Consider the following 16,448-nt stretch of genomic DNA (forward strand, 5'->3'; position numbering starts at 1 on the left):
TCTGGCAGCTTGCCGCCATGGGGCTGAACCAGAGTATCCTGCTGGTGTCCCCGGTAACGGTGATCCTGCGGCTCTTTGAGCTGCTGCCCACCCTGGGCTTCTGGAGCGCCGTGGGCTTTTCCTTTCTCCGCATTACGCTGGGCTTTCTGCTGGCGGCGGTGTTCGGCACCGCGCTGGCGGCGCTTGCCGCCCGGTTCTCTCTGGTGCGCGCCCTTGCCGCCCCGCCCATGCGGGCGGTAAAATCTATCCCGGTGGCGTCCTTTATCATTTTGGTGCTGCTGTGGGTGCCGTCAAGGAACCTTTCCGTGGTGATCTCCTTTCTGATGGTGCTGCCTGTAGTCTACGCCAATGTGCTGACAGGCGCGGAAAGCATGGACGAAAAACTCACCGAAATGGCAAATGTGTTCCAGGTCCCTCTTTCCCGGAGGGTGCGGTATTTGTACCTGCCCCAGATCCTGCCCTTTTTCCGCTCCGCCTGCGCCGCCGGGCTGGGGCTGTGCTGGAAAGCCGGCATTGCCGCGGAGGTCATCGGGCTGCCGGACGGCTCCATCGGGGAACGGCTGTACGAGGCAAAGGTCTATCTGGAAACCCCGGATCTGTTCGCCTGGACGCTGGTGATCGTCCTTGTCAGCCTGCTGTTTGAGCGATTGTTTTTGTTCCTGCTGGGCAAGGGAATGTCCCGGCTGGAAAGGCTATAGGGAGAAGGCTGTTATGATCGAGCTGAAAAATATCTGGAAAGCCTATGGGGAAAAGCAGGTGCTCCGGGACTTTTCTTACGCATTTCCCGCCGGAAAAACCACCTGCGTCATGGGGGCGTCCGGCTGCGGGAAAACCACCCTTCTTCGGCTCCTGTTGGGGCTAGAAGCGCCGGACAGCGGGGAAATTTTGGGTGTTCCGCCCAGGAAAAGCGCCGTATTTCAGGAAAACCGCCTGTGTGACGCAATCAGCGCCCCGGCAAACCTGCGGCTCACCGCCCCTGCCCTGTCCCGCTCCCAGGCGGAACAGCTTCTGCGGGACGCGGGCCTGGGGGACAGCCTGCACCAGCCGGTGCGGGAGCTGTCCGGCGGCATGCGGCGCCGGGTGGCGATCCTCCGCGCGCTGACCGCGGACTATGACCTGCTGCTGGCGGACGAGCCCTTTACAGGGCTGGACGACGACACAAAGCGCAGCGTAATGGAGCTGTTCCAGGCGCACACAAAGGGGAAAACCGTGATCATAGTCACCCATGAGGAACGGGAAGCGGAGTTTTTCGGCGGCGCTCCCCTGCGGCTGTGATCTCCTCTTTTCATTGACTTCCGACCTGGATTTTCGTATACTATTGCACAGAAGCACTGTGCAATAGTATTTTTTTCGTCATTCCATTTTTTCCAAAAAGGAGCGGTGCACATGGCAGAAATTCCCCGCCTGACAAAACATTTTGAGCCGGAAGCCGGCTGGATCAACGACCCCAACGGGCTGTGCTTTTTCAAAGGGCAGTACCACGCCTTTTTCCAGCATTATCCCCACGCCCCAAAATGGGGACCCATGCACTGGGGGCACGCGGTCAGCGATGACCTGATCCACTGGAAGGAGCTGCCCATCGCCCTGTATCCCGATATGCCCTATGAAAACGGCGGCGGGTGCTTTTCCGGCTCTGCCCTGGAGCGGGACGGAACGCTCTATCTCATGTACACCTCCGTTTCCAAGGAGTGGGGACAGACCCAGTCCATGGCGGTCAGCGAGGACGGGCTCCGCTTTGTGAAGCTGCCGGAAAACCCGGTGATCGCCCACAGCCCGCTGGACTTAAATAACCGGGACTTCCGGGACCCAAAAATTTTCCCTTACGGAAAAGAATACCGCATGGTCTGCGGGGCAGGAGTGGACGGGCTTGCCAGCGTCCTGCTGTTCCGTTCCGACGATTTGCTGCACTGGCAGTATATGAACCCCATTTTCCAAAGCCGGGAGTACGGTCCCGTGCCGGAATGCCCTGACCTGTTCCCCCTGGGCGACAAGTGGGTGCTGCTGTTTTCCCGCATGGACGAGACCCGCTCCGTGCAGTTTGTCGTCGGCGATTTTGACGGCGAGCGCTTTACCCCGGAAAGCTTCCAGCAGCCGGAAACGGGCACGGATTTTTACGCCGCCCAATCCTTTTTGGACAACAAGAACCGCCGTCTTGTCATCGGCTGGCTGTTCAACTGGAACCGCACTGTGCCGGAAAACGCCGTCCGGGCAGGGGCGCTTTCTCTCGCCAGAGAGCTTTCCCTCCAAGACGGAAAGCTCTTCATGGCTCCCGTGGCGGAGGCAAAGCCCTTTCTCACTGCGCAGGACGGCTGCGTAGAGCGCCGGGCAGGCAAGGTAACTGTCACCAACGGCCGCCGGGTGCTTCTGGAGCGCCCGGAGCAGGAGGTCTCTTCCCTGGAAATCTATGCCGACGCCCGCACCCGGGAAGTGTTCCTGAACCACGGCGAGCTCTGCTGCAGCTTCTATCTGGAATAAGTGGGGCAAATTGTCGAAAAAACCCCGGAAAGGCTTCCTTTTCAGGTCTTTTTGTGTTAAACTGGACTTCATAAAATCCCCAAAGACCTTTTCCGCGCGGCGGCAAAGCTTTTTTGTTTCCGTGCCCCAGGCCTTTTGGAGGTTCCCTTTAGAAAAAACATGGTGAAAGGATTCCACAGATGAAGGTTTTGATCCTCTCCTGCAACACCGGGCAGGGGCACAATTCCGCCGGGCTGGCAGTTAAGGAGGAGTTGGAGCGCCGGGAGATCCCCTGCGAAATGAAGGACGCCCTCTCCTTTGCCCGGGGGCACGCCTCCCGCACCATCAGCGGGGCATATATCGGGATCGCCAGAAAAGCGCCGTCCCTGTTCGGCGGGCTTTATAAGCTGGGCGGGGCGATCAGCTCCCCAAAACGGAAGTCCCCGGTCTACTACGCAAACACCCGGTACGCCGCCCCCCTGAAGGCTTATATCGAGGAGCACGGCTTTACCGCCCTGGTCACGCCCCACCTGTTTCCCGCCGAGACCCTGACCTATCTCAAGCGGCGGGAGGAGCTGAGCGTTCCCTGCTACGGCATTGCCACGGATTATACCTGTATCCCCTTTTGGGAGGAAACTGAGCTGGACGGATACTTTCTTCCCCATGAAGACCTGATCCCGGAATTTGCCGGGAAAGGCATTCCCAGGGAAAAGCTGATCCCCACCGGGCTGCCGGTCTCCGGGCGGTACCTTGCCCGCATGGAACAGCGGGAAGCCCGGAAAAAGCTGGACCTGCCGGAGGATGTTCCCGTGTTTCTGGTGATGACGGGCAGCATGGGGTTCGGTGACATTTCCTCCTTTACGCTTGACCTGCTTCTGGCGTGCCCCGTGGGCGCCCGCATCGTGATCCTGACCGGGAACAACGAGCCGCTGAAGGCAAAGATCGACACGGATTTCGCCCAGGAGCGCCGGGTGCGCACCGTGTCCTTTACCAAGGAGGTCCCCCTGTACATGGACGCCTGCGACGTGCTGCTGTCCAAGCCCGGCGGGCTGACCAGCACGGAGGCTGCCGTGAAAAACGTCCCCCTGGTGCACACCCGCCCCATTCCCGGCTGTGAAACGAAAAACGCCCGCTTTTTCTCCGCCCGCCGGCTGTCCCTGTTTGCGGAAGACCCAAAGGACGCGGCAAAGGCCGCCGTCCGGCTTGCGGCGGACGAAACGCTGCGGGAGGAAATGCGCCGCCGCCAGCGGGAAACGATCCCCGGCGACGCTGCAGGAGCGCTGGCCTCGTTCCTGCAGGCGCGGGAATAGCGCCGGTTCTGTCGAAAAAAGGAAAGGTTCTGTATGGAAAATCTTATCTATTACAAGGAAATAGCACGGTATTTTTTATTTGCCCTCATCGGCTTTTGCAGCGGCGGTATCCTGTTCAGCTACCACCTGCCGAAGCTTTTGAAGGGCGTCAACGTGATGGAAAAAAGCGCCGACCACAATCCCGGCACGGTGAATGCTTTCAAATATGCCGGGGTACCCGTGGGCATCCTCTGCCTGCTGTGCGATTTGGGCAAGGGGTTTTTGCCCGTATTTTTTGCCATGCGGCTCACTGACCCCTCCCGGCTGTGGTTCGCGCTGGTCCTCTGCGCCCCGGCGCTGGGACACGCCCTTGCCCCGCTGTACCACGGGCAGGGGGGAAAAGCCATCGCCGCTACCTTTGGGGCGCTGCTGGGGCTGCTGCCCACAAGCTATCTTGTATTTTTGCTGGCGGCGCTGTACATCTTCTTTTCCGTGGCGCTGGTCATTCGCCCCCACGAGCGCCGGACCGTGGTGACCTTTGGGCTGTTTTCCGCTTTTTCGCTTCTCTCCGCGTTCCGTACCGCACACTGGTCCTTTGGGCTGGGGGCGGTGCTGCTTTCCGCCGTGGTGATCGCGAAAAATTTTCAGGACGCCAAGCTGGAGCTGCTGCGGCGGCAGGAAGAGGAAAAAACACAAATCGCGGAGAACCGTTGATTTTCCCTCCTCTGCTTTATGGAAGCCGCCGGAAAGGGGGAAGCGTTGTGCCCGGTCATATTTCCGTCCTGTCGGCATTGCTGTGGACGGTTTCCTATTTCGGCGTCATGCTGCTGTACACCGGGCTGGACGTGGCGTTGTGGCGCAGGCTGCCAGGCAGGCTGTCCAGGTGGGTGAACCTCCTTGTCATGGCGGCGCTTTCCGCCGGATATCTTTTTCTGCTGTACCGCGCGACCCATCTGCCCGCGGAGGTTTTTCGGAACATCACCGCCGGCAGCCTGTTGCTTGCTCTGGGCTGCGGGGGCTTCTTTTATGCCCTGCTGGACAGGCTGCTGGACCCGTTCTTTGAAAAGCGTTTTCCCGGCAGCGAAGCCGGATACCAGAAATCCCTGGACACGCTGGCGTCGTCTCCCATTCCCTCGTTTCTCCATGTTTGCGTACTGGCGCCCGTTGTGGAGGAAGCCCTGATGCGGGGCTTTGTGCTGTGCGGGCTGCAAAGCACCATGGGCGCGGCAGGGGCGCTGCTGCTGTCCGCCGCCCTGTTCGCGCTGCTCCATTTCAACATGGTGCAGACCCTTTCCGCGTTTCTTTGCGGGCTGGCGCTGGGGCTTCTGTACCTGTACACCGGCTCGCTGTTCTGCTGTATCCTCGCCCACTGTGAATATAATGCCATTTCCTATGTTCTTTCGGTTTTGCCGAATCGGAACGCCCCGAAATAGCTTCCGGGGTACAGGAAAACCCCAAATAGAAATAAAAAGCATCAGTCCCCGGTCGCACGAGCCGGAAGCCGATGCTTTTTTCGTATGGCATGATCGTTTAGTCCAGCGGCACCAGCGCCAGCGCCTGCCTGCCCAGCGCTTCATAAGCAGATTCCGCCGCTTCTTTGGGATAGAACTGCTTTTCCCCGGCAGAGGGGTCGTTAAAATAGTAGCCCGCGCTATCCCAGCCCACCAGAAGCAGGCAGTGCATGGGGTAGACCCACTGAAACTCCTCTCCTGTTCCCTCTATCAAAAACAGGGTGCTTTGCTCCGGCGGCGCCATGTCGATAGTCGCCCATACCAGGACCGGGAGCCCCTTGCTCACATATTCCGTGCACAGCTCCCGCAGGCTGTCCTGCCCCGGGGCTTCCACCGCAAGGGCTGTTTCGGGGCGGTCCTTCAAAAAGGAAGTCAGCGCTGTCTGGATCACCGGGGCATAGCAGCCCCAGCCCTCCTCCGTGCGGGGGTCGCCGGGAAATTCTTTTCGGGGGTCGCAGCCCTCCAAAACGCCGTCTTCCCCAATATGGGGCGCGTTGCCCATGGGAAGGTAACCGTCGATAAATTCCTCCACCGTAATATCCACGTCAAAGTATTGCAGCGCCATCACGGCGGTACAGCTTTCGCACCCGGTAGGGTACTTTTCCCGCTGGTCAAGGAAGGGCGCGTCCAGAATGAGTTTTTTGTCTCTTCCACAGGAAGAGACAAAGGCAGGACGTCCTGCCTTTCCGCTCTGCGGAGCTTTTCGGAACATTCCAAATGCCCGCAGAGCCAGGACGGACAGCGCCAGCAGCACTATCGCCGTCGCCAGCAGCGCCGCCATGATCCGCCGTCTCCGGCGCAGCCGTTTCCTTCTGCCGATCCGCTGCTCTCTGTGATCCATCTTCCCACCCCCTTCTCTATCCATTAGATACGCGGGGAAAGGAAGAAGTAACACGGAACAGGCAGAAAAAAAGCAGAGGAGAATCTCCTCTGCCTTCCCTATTTTCTAAAAAACCAAATCACAGGTAGTTCATGGGGTTTACACGGGAGCCGTTTTCATACACCTCAAAATGCAGGTGGGGTCCAGTCACGTTGCCGGTAGCGCCCTCATAGCCCACCACAGTGCCCTGCTCCACAAACTGCCCCTTGGAAACGGTCAAGCCGCTCAAATGGGCATAGCGGGTGGTAAAGGTGCTGTTGTGGTAGATCAGCACGTAATACCCCCAGGATTCGCCCCAGGAATCGTAATCGTTCGCCGCAATGACCGTGCCGGATTCCGCCGCCACCACAGGCGTGCCGTAATCGCCGGCAATGTCCATGCCCCGGTGCCCGGCATAGCCGCCGTAATAGCAGGAAACATAGGTAACGCCCGGCAGGGGCCAAATGGGGTTAAAGCCCTCTACGCCACCGCCGCCGGTAGGATAAGAAACATCGGAACCCATCCATTCGCCGCCGCCGTTAGCTGCCTCCTGGCGGCGCTGTTCTTCCAGCTCCTTCTGCTTGGCGATCAGCTCTTCCATTTCCCTGTCGTTGGCTTCCCGCTCCGCCGTGTTCTTATCCAGCTGGTCCTGCGCAGCGTTTTCAGCGTCCTGCACCGCGGCAAGCGCCGCGGCGTTTTCCTCATACAGGGAGGTCAGCTCTTTCTGCTGGGCGTCCAGCTTCTTTTTCAGCTCGGCGACCTTTGCCTTGCTCGCTTCACATTCCTCGCGTTCGCCCTCTGTTTCCTCTATGTAGTCTTCGATAATATCCATCATCTTCTGGTCGCGGGCGGACATTACCTTTACCAGCTCGCTGCGCATGGTAAAATCGCTGAAGCTGCTGGAATTCAATAAAATTTCCAGGGTGCTGACATTGCCCGCCTTGTACAGCGCCGCAAGCCGCTCCTTGAAACGGTCGATGGTGTCCTGTATCTCCTGCTGGGATTTTTGCAGCTTCAGGGTCAGCTCGCTGATACGGGCGTTCAGCTCGTCAATGTCCTTGCGGGCGGAATCCACCTGCCCCTGCACCACGTCGATCTTCTGCTGCAGCGTTTCCTGATAAGCGCGCTTCTGGGCTTCGTCATTGCGAAGCTCCTCCAGCTTATCCTCCAACGCCTTTGCCTCTTCGTCCAGCTTGGTCTGCTCCGCCTCCACCTCGTCCAGAGTACGGGCGATGGCGTTGCCGGGAACGGCAACCAGCAGACAAAGCGCCAGGAAAAAAGAACTGAGCCGCCGCCAAAATTTTCGTTTCATTTGTTTTTCCTCCCTATGTGGGAAGCTCCCGCTTCCGTCAACGGGCACTGTGACCCGGAACGCAAAGCTGTCGATCCCGACCGGGACCGCGCCTTGAAATTTACATAATTCTTTTATTGCCTTGTAGATTTTACCCCATTTCACAAAGGTTATTTTTCCTTTTTAGAATTAAAATGTAAATTTCATTTGAAATTAGTGGCAGCGCCTGCCTGCTCTACCATATCTGGGGATTTTCGCAGAAAATCCGGCAAAAAATCAAAAAAATTTTTTGAAAAAATCTTAAAAAAATGAAAAAATGAGAGGAAAAACACCCAAAGCAAGACAAAAAAGCAGCTATTTGAAAGAAAAAGTCGAAACCTTTTCTGTCGCTCAGAGAGGGCTGCAGAGAAAAAATTTCCAAGGAATAAAGAAAACATAAAATAGAACAGCCGGAACGCTGGGTTCCGGCTTTTTTCACAAACCTGTTTTGTCAGTAGCGCCTCTCTATGTTCCGCTGGTAACGGCGGGTGGGGGCAGGGGTGTAGACCGAGTGCATGACCTTGTAGGGGCTGCGCGGAGAGCTGACTGCCCGCACGGTGCGCCTTTTTCGTTTAGGGCGGCTGCTGTTTATCAGCACCGCCAGCGCCACGCCGGCAAAGCCAAGACCCACCAGTCCCCAGCCCATCACGCCGATCATGTGCACTCCCGGGGCGGTAACCGCCTCTATGGGCTCCGGCAGCGGCTCCTGTGTGGGCGCGGCATAGGTCACCCCGATGCTGATGCACCAGAGCAGCACAAAGGCTATGGCAATAAACACCGCCCAAAAGCGTGTGTCCCGAAGCTTCACGCAGTCACCTCCCCACTTTATATGGTATACCGAGTATATTATAACAACTAGCTATGGGGAATACAACTAAAATCCAGAAGAAAATCAAAAAAATTGTCGATTTCTGTGATATCGACCCGTTTTTCCACCCCCAGGAGCTTGATCTGCAGCTCCGTTTTGCCGTTTCCGACCTCTATTTTCTGAAATGGCATGTCATTGTCGCCGAAGCTCAGCCTTCGCCCCTGATAATCCACCGTCACGATCCCCGCTGCGGTCAACAGCAAAAACAGGGAAAGCCCCAAGGAAAGTAAAAACGGCTGTCTTTTTTTCCGTTCCATTCGGCATTCCCCTTTTCTAAGTAAGATACTATGGATAGAATGCCCGGTTTTTCGGAAATTTACTCCGGCAAAAAAAGGCAGGGACGGTTTTACCGTTCCTGCCTTGAGCGTGCCGAAAAAACATTTCGCCCCGCTCAAACATATTGGAAAAATCTTTGATTTTTTCAATATGTTATGATTAAAAAGTGAAAGAGAACCCTGACGGTTCTCTCTCACAACTCTCTTTCCCTCCGTATTCGTAAATTGGAGATTTTATCGACAGACTGACGGCAGGGACGGTTTTGCCGTTCCTGCCGTTCTCATTTTCATAGAAAAAATTTTTTTATTCCTTCAACCCGTCAAAGGTCTCCGCCAGGACCTCCCCCAGCAGCTTGCCGGAATATTTGGCTTCGGAAACGGTGTTCACCTCCGTACCCACCTCCACCAGCATGGAGCCGGTGGTGGCGTTGGTGTTGTATTTGCTGGTGGAAAAGTCCAGCGGGCGGGCAAGCTCCGGGTACAGCTCCGCCGCCTTTTGCTGCACCCGGAGGATCAGGTGCAGGTTATCCCGCCAGTTGGGGAAATCGTCCCAGTCGCCGTTTGCGTTGCACCCGGCAAGCAGCATGATCTGCGCCGCCTTCCTGCCGTTTATCACGGCGGTGGGCTTATATTTCAGCCCCTCCTGGGTGGTCATGGAATCCCGGTGCAGGTCTATGGTCACCTGAATGCCGGGATACTCCGCCAGATTGTTTTGGATGACCTCCCAGGAACGGGAATAGGAGCCGTTAAACAGCGTATCGTTTACGGTGGTGTCGTGCACCACGCCGTAGCCCCGGGCTTCCAGCTCCGCCTTCAGCGCTTCCCCAGCCGCTACCACGCTCATGTCCCGGTTCTGGGTGCGGGTGTCCATATCCGTATAGTAAAATCCCGTGTACTGCCGGGAATAGGCTTCCGAGGTGTGGGTGTGGTAAATGAGGATTTCCACGCTGCCGTCGCCCTTTAACTGTACGGCAGGGCGCTCCTGCAGCTCTGCGTTTAAGTCTGTGCCGGATTCCGTGCTGTCCCGGACAAAAAAATTGTCTATCTGTGTGCCGCCGTCCAGCGTGATCTCCTCCACCGGGGCGCTGACCCGTTCCGGGTCCGGCGTGGCGGCGGCGCCGGGGAGCACATCGTCCAGAAAGGGGACGACGCCGTCGTCGGCAAGGGAAAGCTCCTCTCCCGTAGTCAAAAAGCTGTTTTCCAAGCTGGAAATGCCCGGCTTTTCCTCCTGCTTCGGCTGTTTTTCCCCGCCGCTTTCCGCTTTCATTCCCGCCGCGAACAGCAGGGCTTCCGTGCCGTCCTCCGCCGCCCAGCTGCGCAGGGACTCTCCCGCACAGCACAGGCATACCGCCAGGCAGAGCCATGCCGCGCCGTTTTTTACTACCCGATACCAGCTACGCTTTTTCATGCAAACCGAGTTCCTTTCCAAAATTTTGAGACCGCCGCAAAAAATTCACAATTTATCTCTTGCAGTGCTCCTGAATATTTCTTATACTGTAACAATATATTTTTTCTTTTTCATCTCTTACCTTTCCTAAAAGACACAGGATTCCATGCAGAAAGGAGCTTTTTCATGTCGATTTATTCCGAGATCAAGCCGGAGGTGCGCAGGCTTGCCGACCTGTGCGTACAGAGCAGCCAGATCGCCCCCGAGCTTTACACCCAATACGACGTCAAACGCGGCCTGCGGGACTTAAACGGCAAGGGCGTCCTGACGGGGCTGACCAATATTTCCGAGATCGTTTCCAGCAAAACGGTGGACGGCAAAAGCGTTCCCTGCGAGGGCGAGCTGTACTACCGGGGCTATAATGTGGAGGACCTGGTGCGCATTCAGCCCAAGGGAGACAATTTCGGCTACGAGCGCATTGCGTACCTGCTGCTGTTCGGCGACCTGCCCAACGCCGAGGAGCTTCGGGAATTTTGCGAACTGCTGGCGTTTTACCGCACGCTGCCCACCAGCTTTGTACGGGACATCATCATGAAGGCCCCCAGCGGGGACATGATGAACACCCTTGCCCGCAGCGTGCTCACCCTTTATTCTTATGACGAAGACGCGGAAGATATTTCCATTCCCAACGTGCTGCGCCAGTGCATTCAGCTCATTGCACTGTTCCCTCTCCTGTCCGTTTACGGGTATCAGGCGTACCGCCATTATCACGACGGGCAGAGCCTGTTCATTCACCAGCCCGACCCCGCCCTGTCCACCGCGGAAAACATTCTGCGCATTCTCCGCCCGGACTGCAAATACACCGAGCTGGAGGCAAAGGTGCTGGACATCGCCCTCATTCTCCACGCGGATCACGGCGGCGGCAACAACTCCACCTTTACCACCCATGTGGTCACCTCCTCCGGCACGGACACCTACTCCGCCATCGCGGCGGCGCTGGGCTCGCTGAAGGGTCCCAAGCACGGCGGCGCCAACATCAAGGTGGTGAAAATGTTTGAGGACATCAAGGCGCAGGTCAGGGACTGGAACGACGACGAGGAAATTTCCGCCTATTTGAAAAAGCTGCTGCATAAGGAAGCCTTTGACAGGGCGGGGCTCATTTACGGCATGGGGCACGCGGTGTATTCCATTTCCGACCCCAGGGCAAAGATCATGGCGCGGTTCGTGGAGGGGCTGTCCCAGGAAAAGGGGCGCACCGATGAATTCCGGCTGTACTCCAACGTGGAGCGGCTGGCGGTGAAGCTGATCACTGAGGAGCGGAAAATCTACAAGGGCGTTTCCGCCAACGTGGACTTTTACAGCGGCTTCATCTACAGCATGCTGGACCTGCCCATGGAGCTGTACACCCCCATTTTTGCCATTTCCCGTATTTCCGGCTGGGCGGCCCACCGCATTGAGGAGCTGGTAGGCGGCGGCAAAATTATCCGCCCGGCGTACAAGGCGGTACAGGAGCATAAGTCGTTAGTTGTTAGAGATTAGTTGTTAGAAAAAACAAAAAAGCAGGCTTCCTGAAAAGGAAGCCTGCTTTTTTGCTTTTTACGGCAGGAAGTCCAGCTTTTCGTACTGCTTGGAATCGGGGTTCAGGGCGCGGTTCTCCTCGTCCAGCGGGCGCATTCCGTAAGCGTCCGCCATTACGGTGTAATATTCATCTTCCGGTCTTGTCCCGGTAAACAGGAGATATCTTTGCCCCTCCCGAGCGTCAACCTCCGTATCAAATTTCAGTGTGATCGTGTCCCTTCGCCCCCGCATTCTCAAAATAGTGTCCGTAATCCCCTGCTTTTCTAAGGATTCCGGGTCTCTGGCAGCCGCATGTTCCTGTAGAGAAATGGTTCCGCCATAAAAACCCACGGGAAGCGTTTCCTCCTCCACGGTTCCTTTCAGAACCGTTTCAATTTGCATTCTCCCGATCGTCAAAGGAAGTCCGCTCCTGTCCTTCAAAGCAATCGTTTTTTCATTTCCCAGATAAGTGCCTATGAGCACAATCGGAGCGTTTTCATAAAGTTCCTCCGGCTTAGTCGTGTTATAATCATTTTCAATCGTAAAGGTGTGGTTGGTTCCTTTCGGAAATAGAAACCATGCCGATACCGCCACAGTGATGCAAAGAGTCAACGTCAATGCCAGCGCGATTAAAACTTTATTTTTCTTTTTCATACTTCATTCACCTCTCTTAAATTCAATTGGGGTGCTTTTTTATAAAAGCATCCGCATCCACTTTCTGCACCGTGCTCACCGCTCTGCCCCAATTTTCCTGACACATAATGCTGTAGGAATTTAAGTTGTTGTGCCCGATTCCAAACACATGACCCATTTCATGAGCAATGACGCCTTTTTTATTGTCACTTGTCATATTGTCCATAAAATATCTGTTCAGGTTCACATCACAAAACAGCCAATCGTACTCGTTTGGATTCACTTCATATTGGGCACCGCCAAAGCTATATCTGTTCCAGAAAATTGTTTCTCCATTTTTTCCGTCAAGATAATTATTATACCCATGAAAATCGGCAGCACTCAGCTTTATATTGGTCGTTTCCGTAAAGGGATACAGCCGATTGTACCCATATCCTGTATAAACCCAATTGTGTGCTGCATTGGCAATTTGCGTGGTAAAAACGGAGGCGCTGCTATCTACATAATAGTTGATGCTTTCGATGTTCCAAGTTAAATTATAGGAATAAAGGACAGGTTCTGTTACTGAACGGGATTCCATTTCCGTCCCTAAAAGATTGTCCTCCTCCGGCATATATGGCTTGACCCTTTCTTTTGCCAGTACGGAAAAACCTGTACATTGCAGCAACAGAACAATTGCACAGAAAAAAGAAATTACTCGTTTCATTTCAGACCTCCTAAGCTTTTCAAAACTATAGTAATTATTATTCACGTCTATTTTCTTTTCAGGTTTTCGCTCTGCATTGGTCTCCCCTCGATTTCCATTGATTTTCTGAAACTTGTCATATATAATCGCAATAATTTCAGTTCTCGCTTTTTCTACATTTATTTTACTATATTTCAATTTTATTGTCAAGATTATTTCACTTAAATTTCTCTTTTTGGGGGTAAACCTAAAAAAGCAGGCTTCCTTTTCAGAAAGCCTGCTTTTCATGACCTTATCTAATAACTAACAACTAAAAACTAATGACTAACTTACCAGCCCTGCTCCTTCAGGTACTGGCGGCTCAGGGTGATCGCCTCCATGGGGGTGCGCCCGATGGACTGGTCCTGCTCCACCACGACCCACTGGGCATTTGCGTCAATGGAAGCCTCCAGAATGCTGGGGAAGTTCTGATCGCCGTAGCCCACGGGACGGAACTCAAAGGTGCCGTGGCTCTCCTGCTCCTCCACATCGGTGCCGATGAGCTGGTACATATTGGCAGGCTTGCCCTCCTTGTGGAAGTCCTTCAAATGGACCACCGGGGCGCGGTTCGTATACTTGCGGACATAGGCGGCAGGGTCCTCCCCCGCCACGTTGACCCAGCAGGTGTCAAGCTCGGTCTGGAGCAGGTCGGCGGGAATGGTGTCATAGATGTAATCCAGGGCGTATCTGCCGTCGGGCATTTTGGCAAACTCAAAATCATGGTTATGGTACAGGGTCTGAATGCCGTGCGCCTTGCACGCCCTGGCGATCTCCTCGAACAGCTTCACATTGCCCTCGAACTTGGGCGTGCCGGGGCGGTCTTCCTCCATCAGGTAGGGGATCGCGATGAACTTCACGCCGATCTCCACATACTTCTGAATGGTGCCCTCCATGTCCGCTACCAGCTCCTGGAAGGGGACATGGGCGGAAACGGCGACAAGACCGGCTTCCTCAATGGCAGCTTTGATCTCGCTGGGCTCTTTTCCGTACAGACCGGCTAGCTCTACGCCGTCGTAACCGATCTCCTTGATTTTTTTCATCGTGCCGCGGAAATCCTTCTCCGCGTCGTCACGAACGGAATAGACCTGTACTGCAACGGGCAAAGTTTTCATAGAAAATTCCTCCAAACTGAAATGTATTGATAACTTCATTGTAGTGCAAAAATGCTAAAAGGTCAAGAGGTCGGACTTGAAAATCAGACAATATATTGTTATACTAAGGGACAGACGCCGGATTTTTGGGAAAGCGCCGACTTATCGTTCGGTGCAATGAGAAATGAGCAGTGAAAAGACGGTAAATTCCAATTTACGCCCTATTGCCCTTCTCCTTAATTTCTCATTGCTCATTGCTCATTCCTCATTGTCCTTCAAACGCCCTTCTCTAACAACTACCTACTCAAAACTAACAACTATTTCCCGAAAGGATCCTCCCATGAAACGAAACCTGCGGTTCTATTTCGCGCTGTTCTTTGCCAAGGGAACGGCGCTGGTATTAAAGCTGATCGGCAGAAAGGGCACGTCCATGCCCGGCTCCTGGGCAATCATTCTCTGCCCCGATTTTCTGGGGCGAATGCCCCGCCCGAAAACCGTGGTGGGCATCACGGGGACAAACGGCAAAACCACTGTGGCAAACATGGTGGAGGACGTGCTGGCGGATCAGGGCTACGATTTTGTGTGCAACCGCTCCGGCACCAACGTGAACACCGGGGTGGCGTCCTCCCTCATTGCCAACTCCACCTTTTTCGGCAAGCCCAAAAAAGACCTTGCCATCTTCGAGCTGGACGAGCGCAGTTCCCCGAAAATACTGCCCTACTTGAAGCCCGACCTTTTGCTCTGCACCAACATTTTCCGGGATTCCTTCAAGCGGAACGCCCACATGGAATTCATTACCGATATTTTGAACGGGTATATCCCCGACAGCACCCGGCTGGTGCTGAACGCCGACGACCTGCTGTGCGCTGGGCTGAAGCCGGAAAACCCCCGGGTCTATTTCAGTATCGACCGCCTGCCCTCCGACCATGCGGAGTGCCACAACATCGTGCGGGACATCACCACCTGTCCCCGGTGCGGCAGGAAGCTGGAATGGGATTTTGTCCGCTACCACCATATCGGCAGGGCTCACTGCCCCGCCTGCGGCTTCCATTCGCCGGAAGCCCAGTACCGCCTGACTTCCATGGACACGGAAGCCCACAAGATGGCCGTCCTTTCCGGCGCGGGGGAGCGCACCTACCCCCTGCCCAACGAAAGCACCATCAACGTGTACAATTCCCTTTCCGCCATTGCGCTGCTGTCAGAATTTGGACTGAGCCCGGAGCAGATATCCGCTTCCATGGACAAGCTTTCCATCAGCGCCACCCGGTACAGCGAGGAAGAGGTAAACGGCAAAAAGGTCATTCTCCATCTGGCAAAGGGGCAGAACCCCATCGCCTGCTCCCGCGCCTTTGAAAATATCCGGGACTATGGCAGGACGGAAACGGGGTCTGCCTGCAAAAAGGCGGTCATTCTGTTTTTGGATGACTATTTCGACGCCGCCCATTCCGTGGAAAACACCGCGTGGCTCTACGACACAGACTTTGAATTTTTACACGACGAAAATATCGTGCAGATCATCGCCGCCGGGGCGCGGCACTGGGACGTGGTGCTGCGGCTGCTGCTGGCGGACATTCCGAAAGAAAAAATCGCCCACCTCCGGGACAACGAAAAGGCGGCTTCCCTGCTGGACGTCACCGACATGGACGCCGTGTTTATCCTCTACGATGTGTACACCATCGGGCTGGCAAACCGGGTAAAGGAGCAGGTCAAGGAAATTTTGGGCGCCGGCGCCCGGTCACAGGAGGAAAAACAGCATGAAGCTTGAAATCCTTTTTCCCGAATTTTGCAACCTGTTTGGGGACATGAGCAATATGCGCTACCTGAAAAAGTGCCTGCCCGACGCGGAATTTGTGGAAACGCCCTTCGACGCGGAGCCGCTTTTTCTCTCCCGGCCGATGGATCTTGTCTATCTGGGACCCATGACCGAGCGCACCCAGGAGAAGGTCATTGCGAAATTTCTCCCCCACAAAGAAAAGATCCGGGAGCTGATCGAAAACGGCACGGTGTTTTTCTTTACCGGGAACGCGCTGGAAATTCTGGGCAGCTACATCGAAACGGACGAGGGGCGGCGCATCGACTGCCTGAAGCTTTTCCCGTTTTACGCCAAGCGGGACATGATGCACCGGCACAACAGCACCTTTTGGGGCAGCTTCCAGGACAAGCCCGTCATGGGCTTCAAGTCCCAGTTCACGCTGGCGTACCCCGAGGGCGACCTGCCCGGGCTGTTCCCGGTGAAAAAGGGCGTGGGGCTGAACCCCAAATGCAGCTTTGAGGGCATTCACAGCCACAATTTCTTCGGCACGTACCTGCTGGGTCCCCTGCTGCTGCTGAACCCGGACTTCACTCGCTATCTCCTTTCCTGCATGGGCGCCGATCCGGCGGGGCTGGCGTTCCCGCAGGAAATGCAGGACGCATACGAAGCCCGCTTGAAGGATTTTCAGGAGAAGACCTGATGGCGGATAGTTGTTAG

At 55.5% G+C, this 16,448-nt stretch carries 17 protein-coding genes; 9 read left to right on the top strand and 8 right to left on the bottom strand.

Going from position 1 to position 16,448, the window contains the following annotated elements; translation table 11 throughout:
- Positions 1 to 17 precede the first annotated feature (17 nt).
- From AB8996_RS09335 to AB8996_RS09360, 6 genes are all read left to right on the top strand, one after another.
- The gene (locus AB8996_RS09335; protein WP_369298806.1) at positions 18 to 698 is read left to right on the top strand and encodes an ABC transporter permease; all 681 of its coding nucleotides are present in this window, start codon (positions 18 to 20) and stop codon (positions 696 to 698) included.
- A 13-nt stretch (positions 699 to 711) separates the two neighbouring features.
- Positions 712 to 1,275, top strand: a complete 564-nt coding sequence (locus AB8996_RS09340; protein WP_369298707.1) for an ATP-binding cassette domain-containing protein — start codon at positions 712 to 714, stop codon at positions 1,273 to 1,275.
- Positions 1,276 to 1,386: 111 nt separating this feature from the next.
- Complete coding sequence (locus AB8996_RS09345; protein ID WP_369298708.1) at positions 1,387 to 2,475, top strand: glycoside hydrolase family 32 protein; 1,089 nt, start codon at positions 1,387 to 1,389, stop codon at positions 2,473 to 2,475.
- Between the two features lie 179 nt (positions 2,476 to 2,654).
- A complete protein-coding gene (locus AB8996_RS09350; RefSeq protein ID WP_369298709.1) occupies positions 2,655 to 3,764 on the top strand; it encodes a glycosyltransferase in 1,110 nt (369 codons plus the stop codon).
- 33 nt (positions 3,765 to 3,797) lie between these two features.
- Positions 3,798 to 4,457, top strand: coding sequence for a glycerol-3-phosphate acyltransferase (locus AB8996_RS09355; protein ID WP_369298710.1), 660 nt, complete (start codon positions 3,798 to 3,800; stop codon positions 4,455 to 4,457).
- 47 nt (positions 4,458 to 4,504) lie between these two features.
- Complete coding sequence (locus AB8996_RS09360; protein ID WP_369298711.1) at positions 4,505 to 5,176, top strand: CPBP family glutamic-type intramembrane protease; 672 nt, start codon at positions 4,505 to 4,507, stop codon at positions 5,174 to 5,176.
- Between the two features lie 97 nt (positions 5,177 to 5,273).
- Here the strand turns inward: AB8996_RS09360 and AB8996_RS09365 are convergent, their stop codons facing one another.
- The 5 genes from AB8996_RS09365 to spoIIP form a co-directional block, all read right to left on the bottom strand.
- A complete protein-coding gene (locus tag AB8996_RS09365; RefSeq protein ID WP_369298712.1) occupies positions 5,274 to 6,095 on the bottom strand; it encodes a C39 family peptidase in 822 nt (273 codons plus the stop codon).
- Positions 6,096 to 6,213: 118 nt separating this feature from the next.
- Entirely contained in the window at positions 6,214 to 7,425 is a 1,212-nt protein-coding gene (locus AB8996_RS09370; RefSeq protein WP_369298713.1) for a murein hydrolase activator EnvC, read from the bottom strand.
- A 469-nt stretch (positions 7,426 to 7,894) separates the two neighbouring features.
- Positions 7,895 to 8,251 carry a hypothetical protein gene (locus AB8996_RS09375; protein ID WP_369298714.1) on the bottom strand — a complete coding sequence of 119 codons (357 nt, stop codon included), beginning with the start codon at positions 8,249 to 8,251 and terminating at the stop codon, positions 7,895 to 7,897.
- 47 nt (positions 8,252 to 8,298) lie between these two features.
- Entirely contained in the window at positions 8,299 to 8,568 is a 270-nt protein-coding gene (locus tag AB8996_RS09380) for a hypothetical protein (RefSeq protein WP_369298715.1), read from the bottom strand.
- 322 nt (positions 8,569 to 8,890) lie between these two features.
- Positions 8,891 to 9,994: a stage II sporulation protein P gene (gene spoIIP / locus AB8996_RS09385; RefSeq protein WP_369298716.1), complete on the bottom strand. Its 1,104-nt coding sequence runs from the start codon at positions 9,992 to 9,994 to the stop codon at positions 8,891 to 8,893.
- 165 nt (positions 9,995 to 10,159) lie between these two features.
- On the opposite strand from spoIIP, the gene AB8996_RS09390 reads away from it, so the two are divergent.
- Positions 10,160 to 11,512 carry a citrate/2-methylcitrate synthase gene (locus AB8996_RS09390; RefSeq protein WP_369298717.1) on the top strand — a complete coding sequence of 451 codons (1,353 nt, stop codon included), beginning with the start codon at positions 10,160 to 10,162 and terminating at the stop codon, positions 11,510 to 11,512.
- Positions 11,513 to 11,569: 57 nt separating this feature from the next.
- Here the strand turns inward: AB8996_RS09390 and AB8996_RS09395 are convergent, their stop codons facing one another.
- The 3 genes from AB8996_RS09395 to AB8996_RS09405 form a co-directional block, all read right to left on the bottom strand.
- Positions 11,570 to 12,184: a hypothetical protein gene (locus tag AB8996_RS09395; protein WP_369298718.1), complete on the bottom strand. Its 615-nt coding sequence runs from the start codon at positions 12,182 to 12,184 to the stop codon at positions 11,570 to 11,572.
- Between the two features lie 22 nt (positions 12,185 to 12,206).
- On the bottom strand, positions 12,207 to 13,046 hold the full coding sequence (locus AB8996_RS09400) for a hypothetical protein (protein WP_369298719.1): 840 nt from the start codon (positions 13,044 to 13,046) through the stop codon (positions 12,207 to 12,209).
- Positions 13,047 to 13,177: 131 nt separating this feature from the next.
- Complete coding sequence (locus tag AB8996_RS09405) at positions 13,178 to 13,999, bottom strand: sugar phosphate isomerase/epimerase family protein (protein ID WP_369298720.1); 822 nt, start codon at positions 13,997 to 13,999, stop codon at positions 13,178 to 13,180.
- A 319-nt stretch (positions 14,000 to 14,318) separates the two neighbouring features.
- On the opposite strand from AB8996_RS09405, the gene AB8996_RS09410 reads away from it, so the two are divergent.
- Entirely contained in the window at positions 14,319 to 15,743 is a 1,425-nt protein-coding gene (locus AB8996_RS09410) for a MurT ligase domain-containing protein (protein WP_369298721.1), read from the top strand.
- Complete coding sequence (locus tag AB8996_RS09415; protein WP_369298722.1) at positions 15,733 to 16,431, top strand: hypothetical protein; 699 nt, start codon at positions 15,733 to 15,735, stop codon at positions 16,429 to 16,431. The genes AB8996_RS09410 and AB8996_RS09415 overlap by 11 nt, the downstream gene beginning before the upstream one ends.
- Positions 16,432 to 16,448: the final 17 nt, after the last annotated feature.

Origin of the sequence: uncultured Neglectibacter sp., assembly GCA_937958185.1 — a bacterium.
Lineage (GTDB): Bacteria > Bacillota > Clostridia > Oscillospirales > Acutalibacteraceae > Acutalibacter.

Excerpts from the sequence above, each read along its gene's own strand:
- AB8996_RS09395 (WP_369298718.1), bottom strand. The coding sequence starts at position 12,184 with ATGAAAAAGAAAAATAAAGTTTTAATCGCGCTGGCATTGACGTTGACT.
- AB8996_RS09355 (WP_369298710.1), top strand. The coding sequence starts at position 3,798 with ATGGAAAATCTTATCTATTACAAGGAAATAGCACGGTATTTTTTATTT.
- AB8996_RS09410 (WP_369298721.1), top strand. The coding sequence starts at position 14,319 with ATGAAACGAAACCTGCGGTTCTATTTCGCGCTGTTCTTTGCCAAGGGA.
- AB8996_RS09405 (WP_369298720.1), bottom strand. The coding sequence starts at position 13,999 with ATGAAAACTTTGCCCGTTGCAGTACAGGTCTATTCCGTTCGTGACGAC.
- spoIIP (WP_369298716.1), bottom strand. The coding sequence starts at position 9,994 with ATGAAAAAGCGTAGCTGGTATCGGGTAGTAAAAAACGGCGCGGCATGG.
- AB8996_RS09370 (WP_369298713.1), bottom strand. The coding sequence starts at position 7,425 with ATGAAACGAAAATTTTGGCGGCGGCTCAGTTCTTTTTTCCTGGCGCTT.
- AB8996_RS09335 (WP_369298806.1), top strand. The coding sequence starts at position 18 with ATGGGGCTGAACCAGAGTATCCTGCTGGTGTCCCCGGTAACGGTGATC.
- AB8996_RS09350 (WP_369298709.1), top strand. The coding sequence starts at position 2,655 with ATGAAGGTTTTGATCCTCTCCTGCAACACCGGGCAGGGGCACAATTCC.
- AB8996_RS09390 (WP_369298717.1), top strand. The coding sequence starts at position 10,160 with ATGTCGATTTATTCCGAGATCAAGCCGGAGGTGCGCAGGCTTGCCGAC.
- AB8996_RS09340 (WP_369298707.1), top strand. The coding sequence starts at position 712 with ATGATCGAGCTGAAAAATATCTGGAAAGCCTATGGGGAAAAGCAGGTG.
- AB8996_RS09380 (WP_369298715.1), bottom strand. The coding sequence starts at position 8,568 with ATGGAACGGAAAAAAAGACAGCCGTTTTTACTTTCCTTGGGGCTTTCC.
- AB8996_RS09365 (WP_369298712.1), bottom strand. The coding sequence starts at position 6,095 with ATGGATCACAGAGAGCAGCGGATCGGCAGAAGGAAACGGCTGCGCCGG.
- AB8996_RS09345 (WP_369298708.1), top strand. The coding sequence starts at position 1,387 with ATGGCAGAAATTCCCCGCCTGACAAAACATTTTGAGCCGGAAGCCGGC.
- AB8996_RS09415 (WP_369298722.1), top strand. The coding sequence starts at position 15,733 with ATGAAGCTTGAAATCCTTTTTCCCGAATTTTGCAACCTGTTTGGGGAC.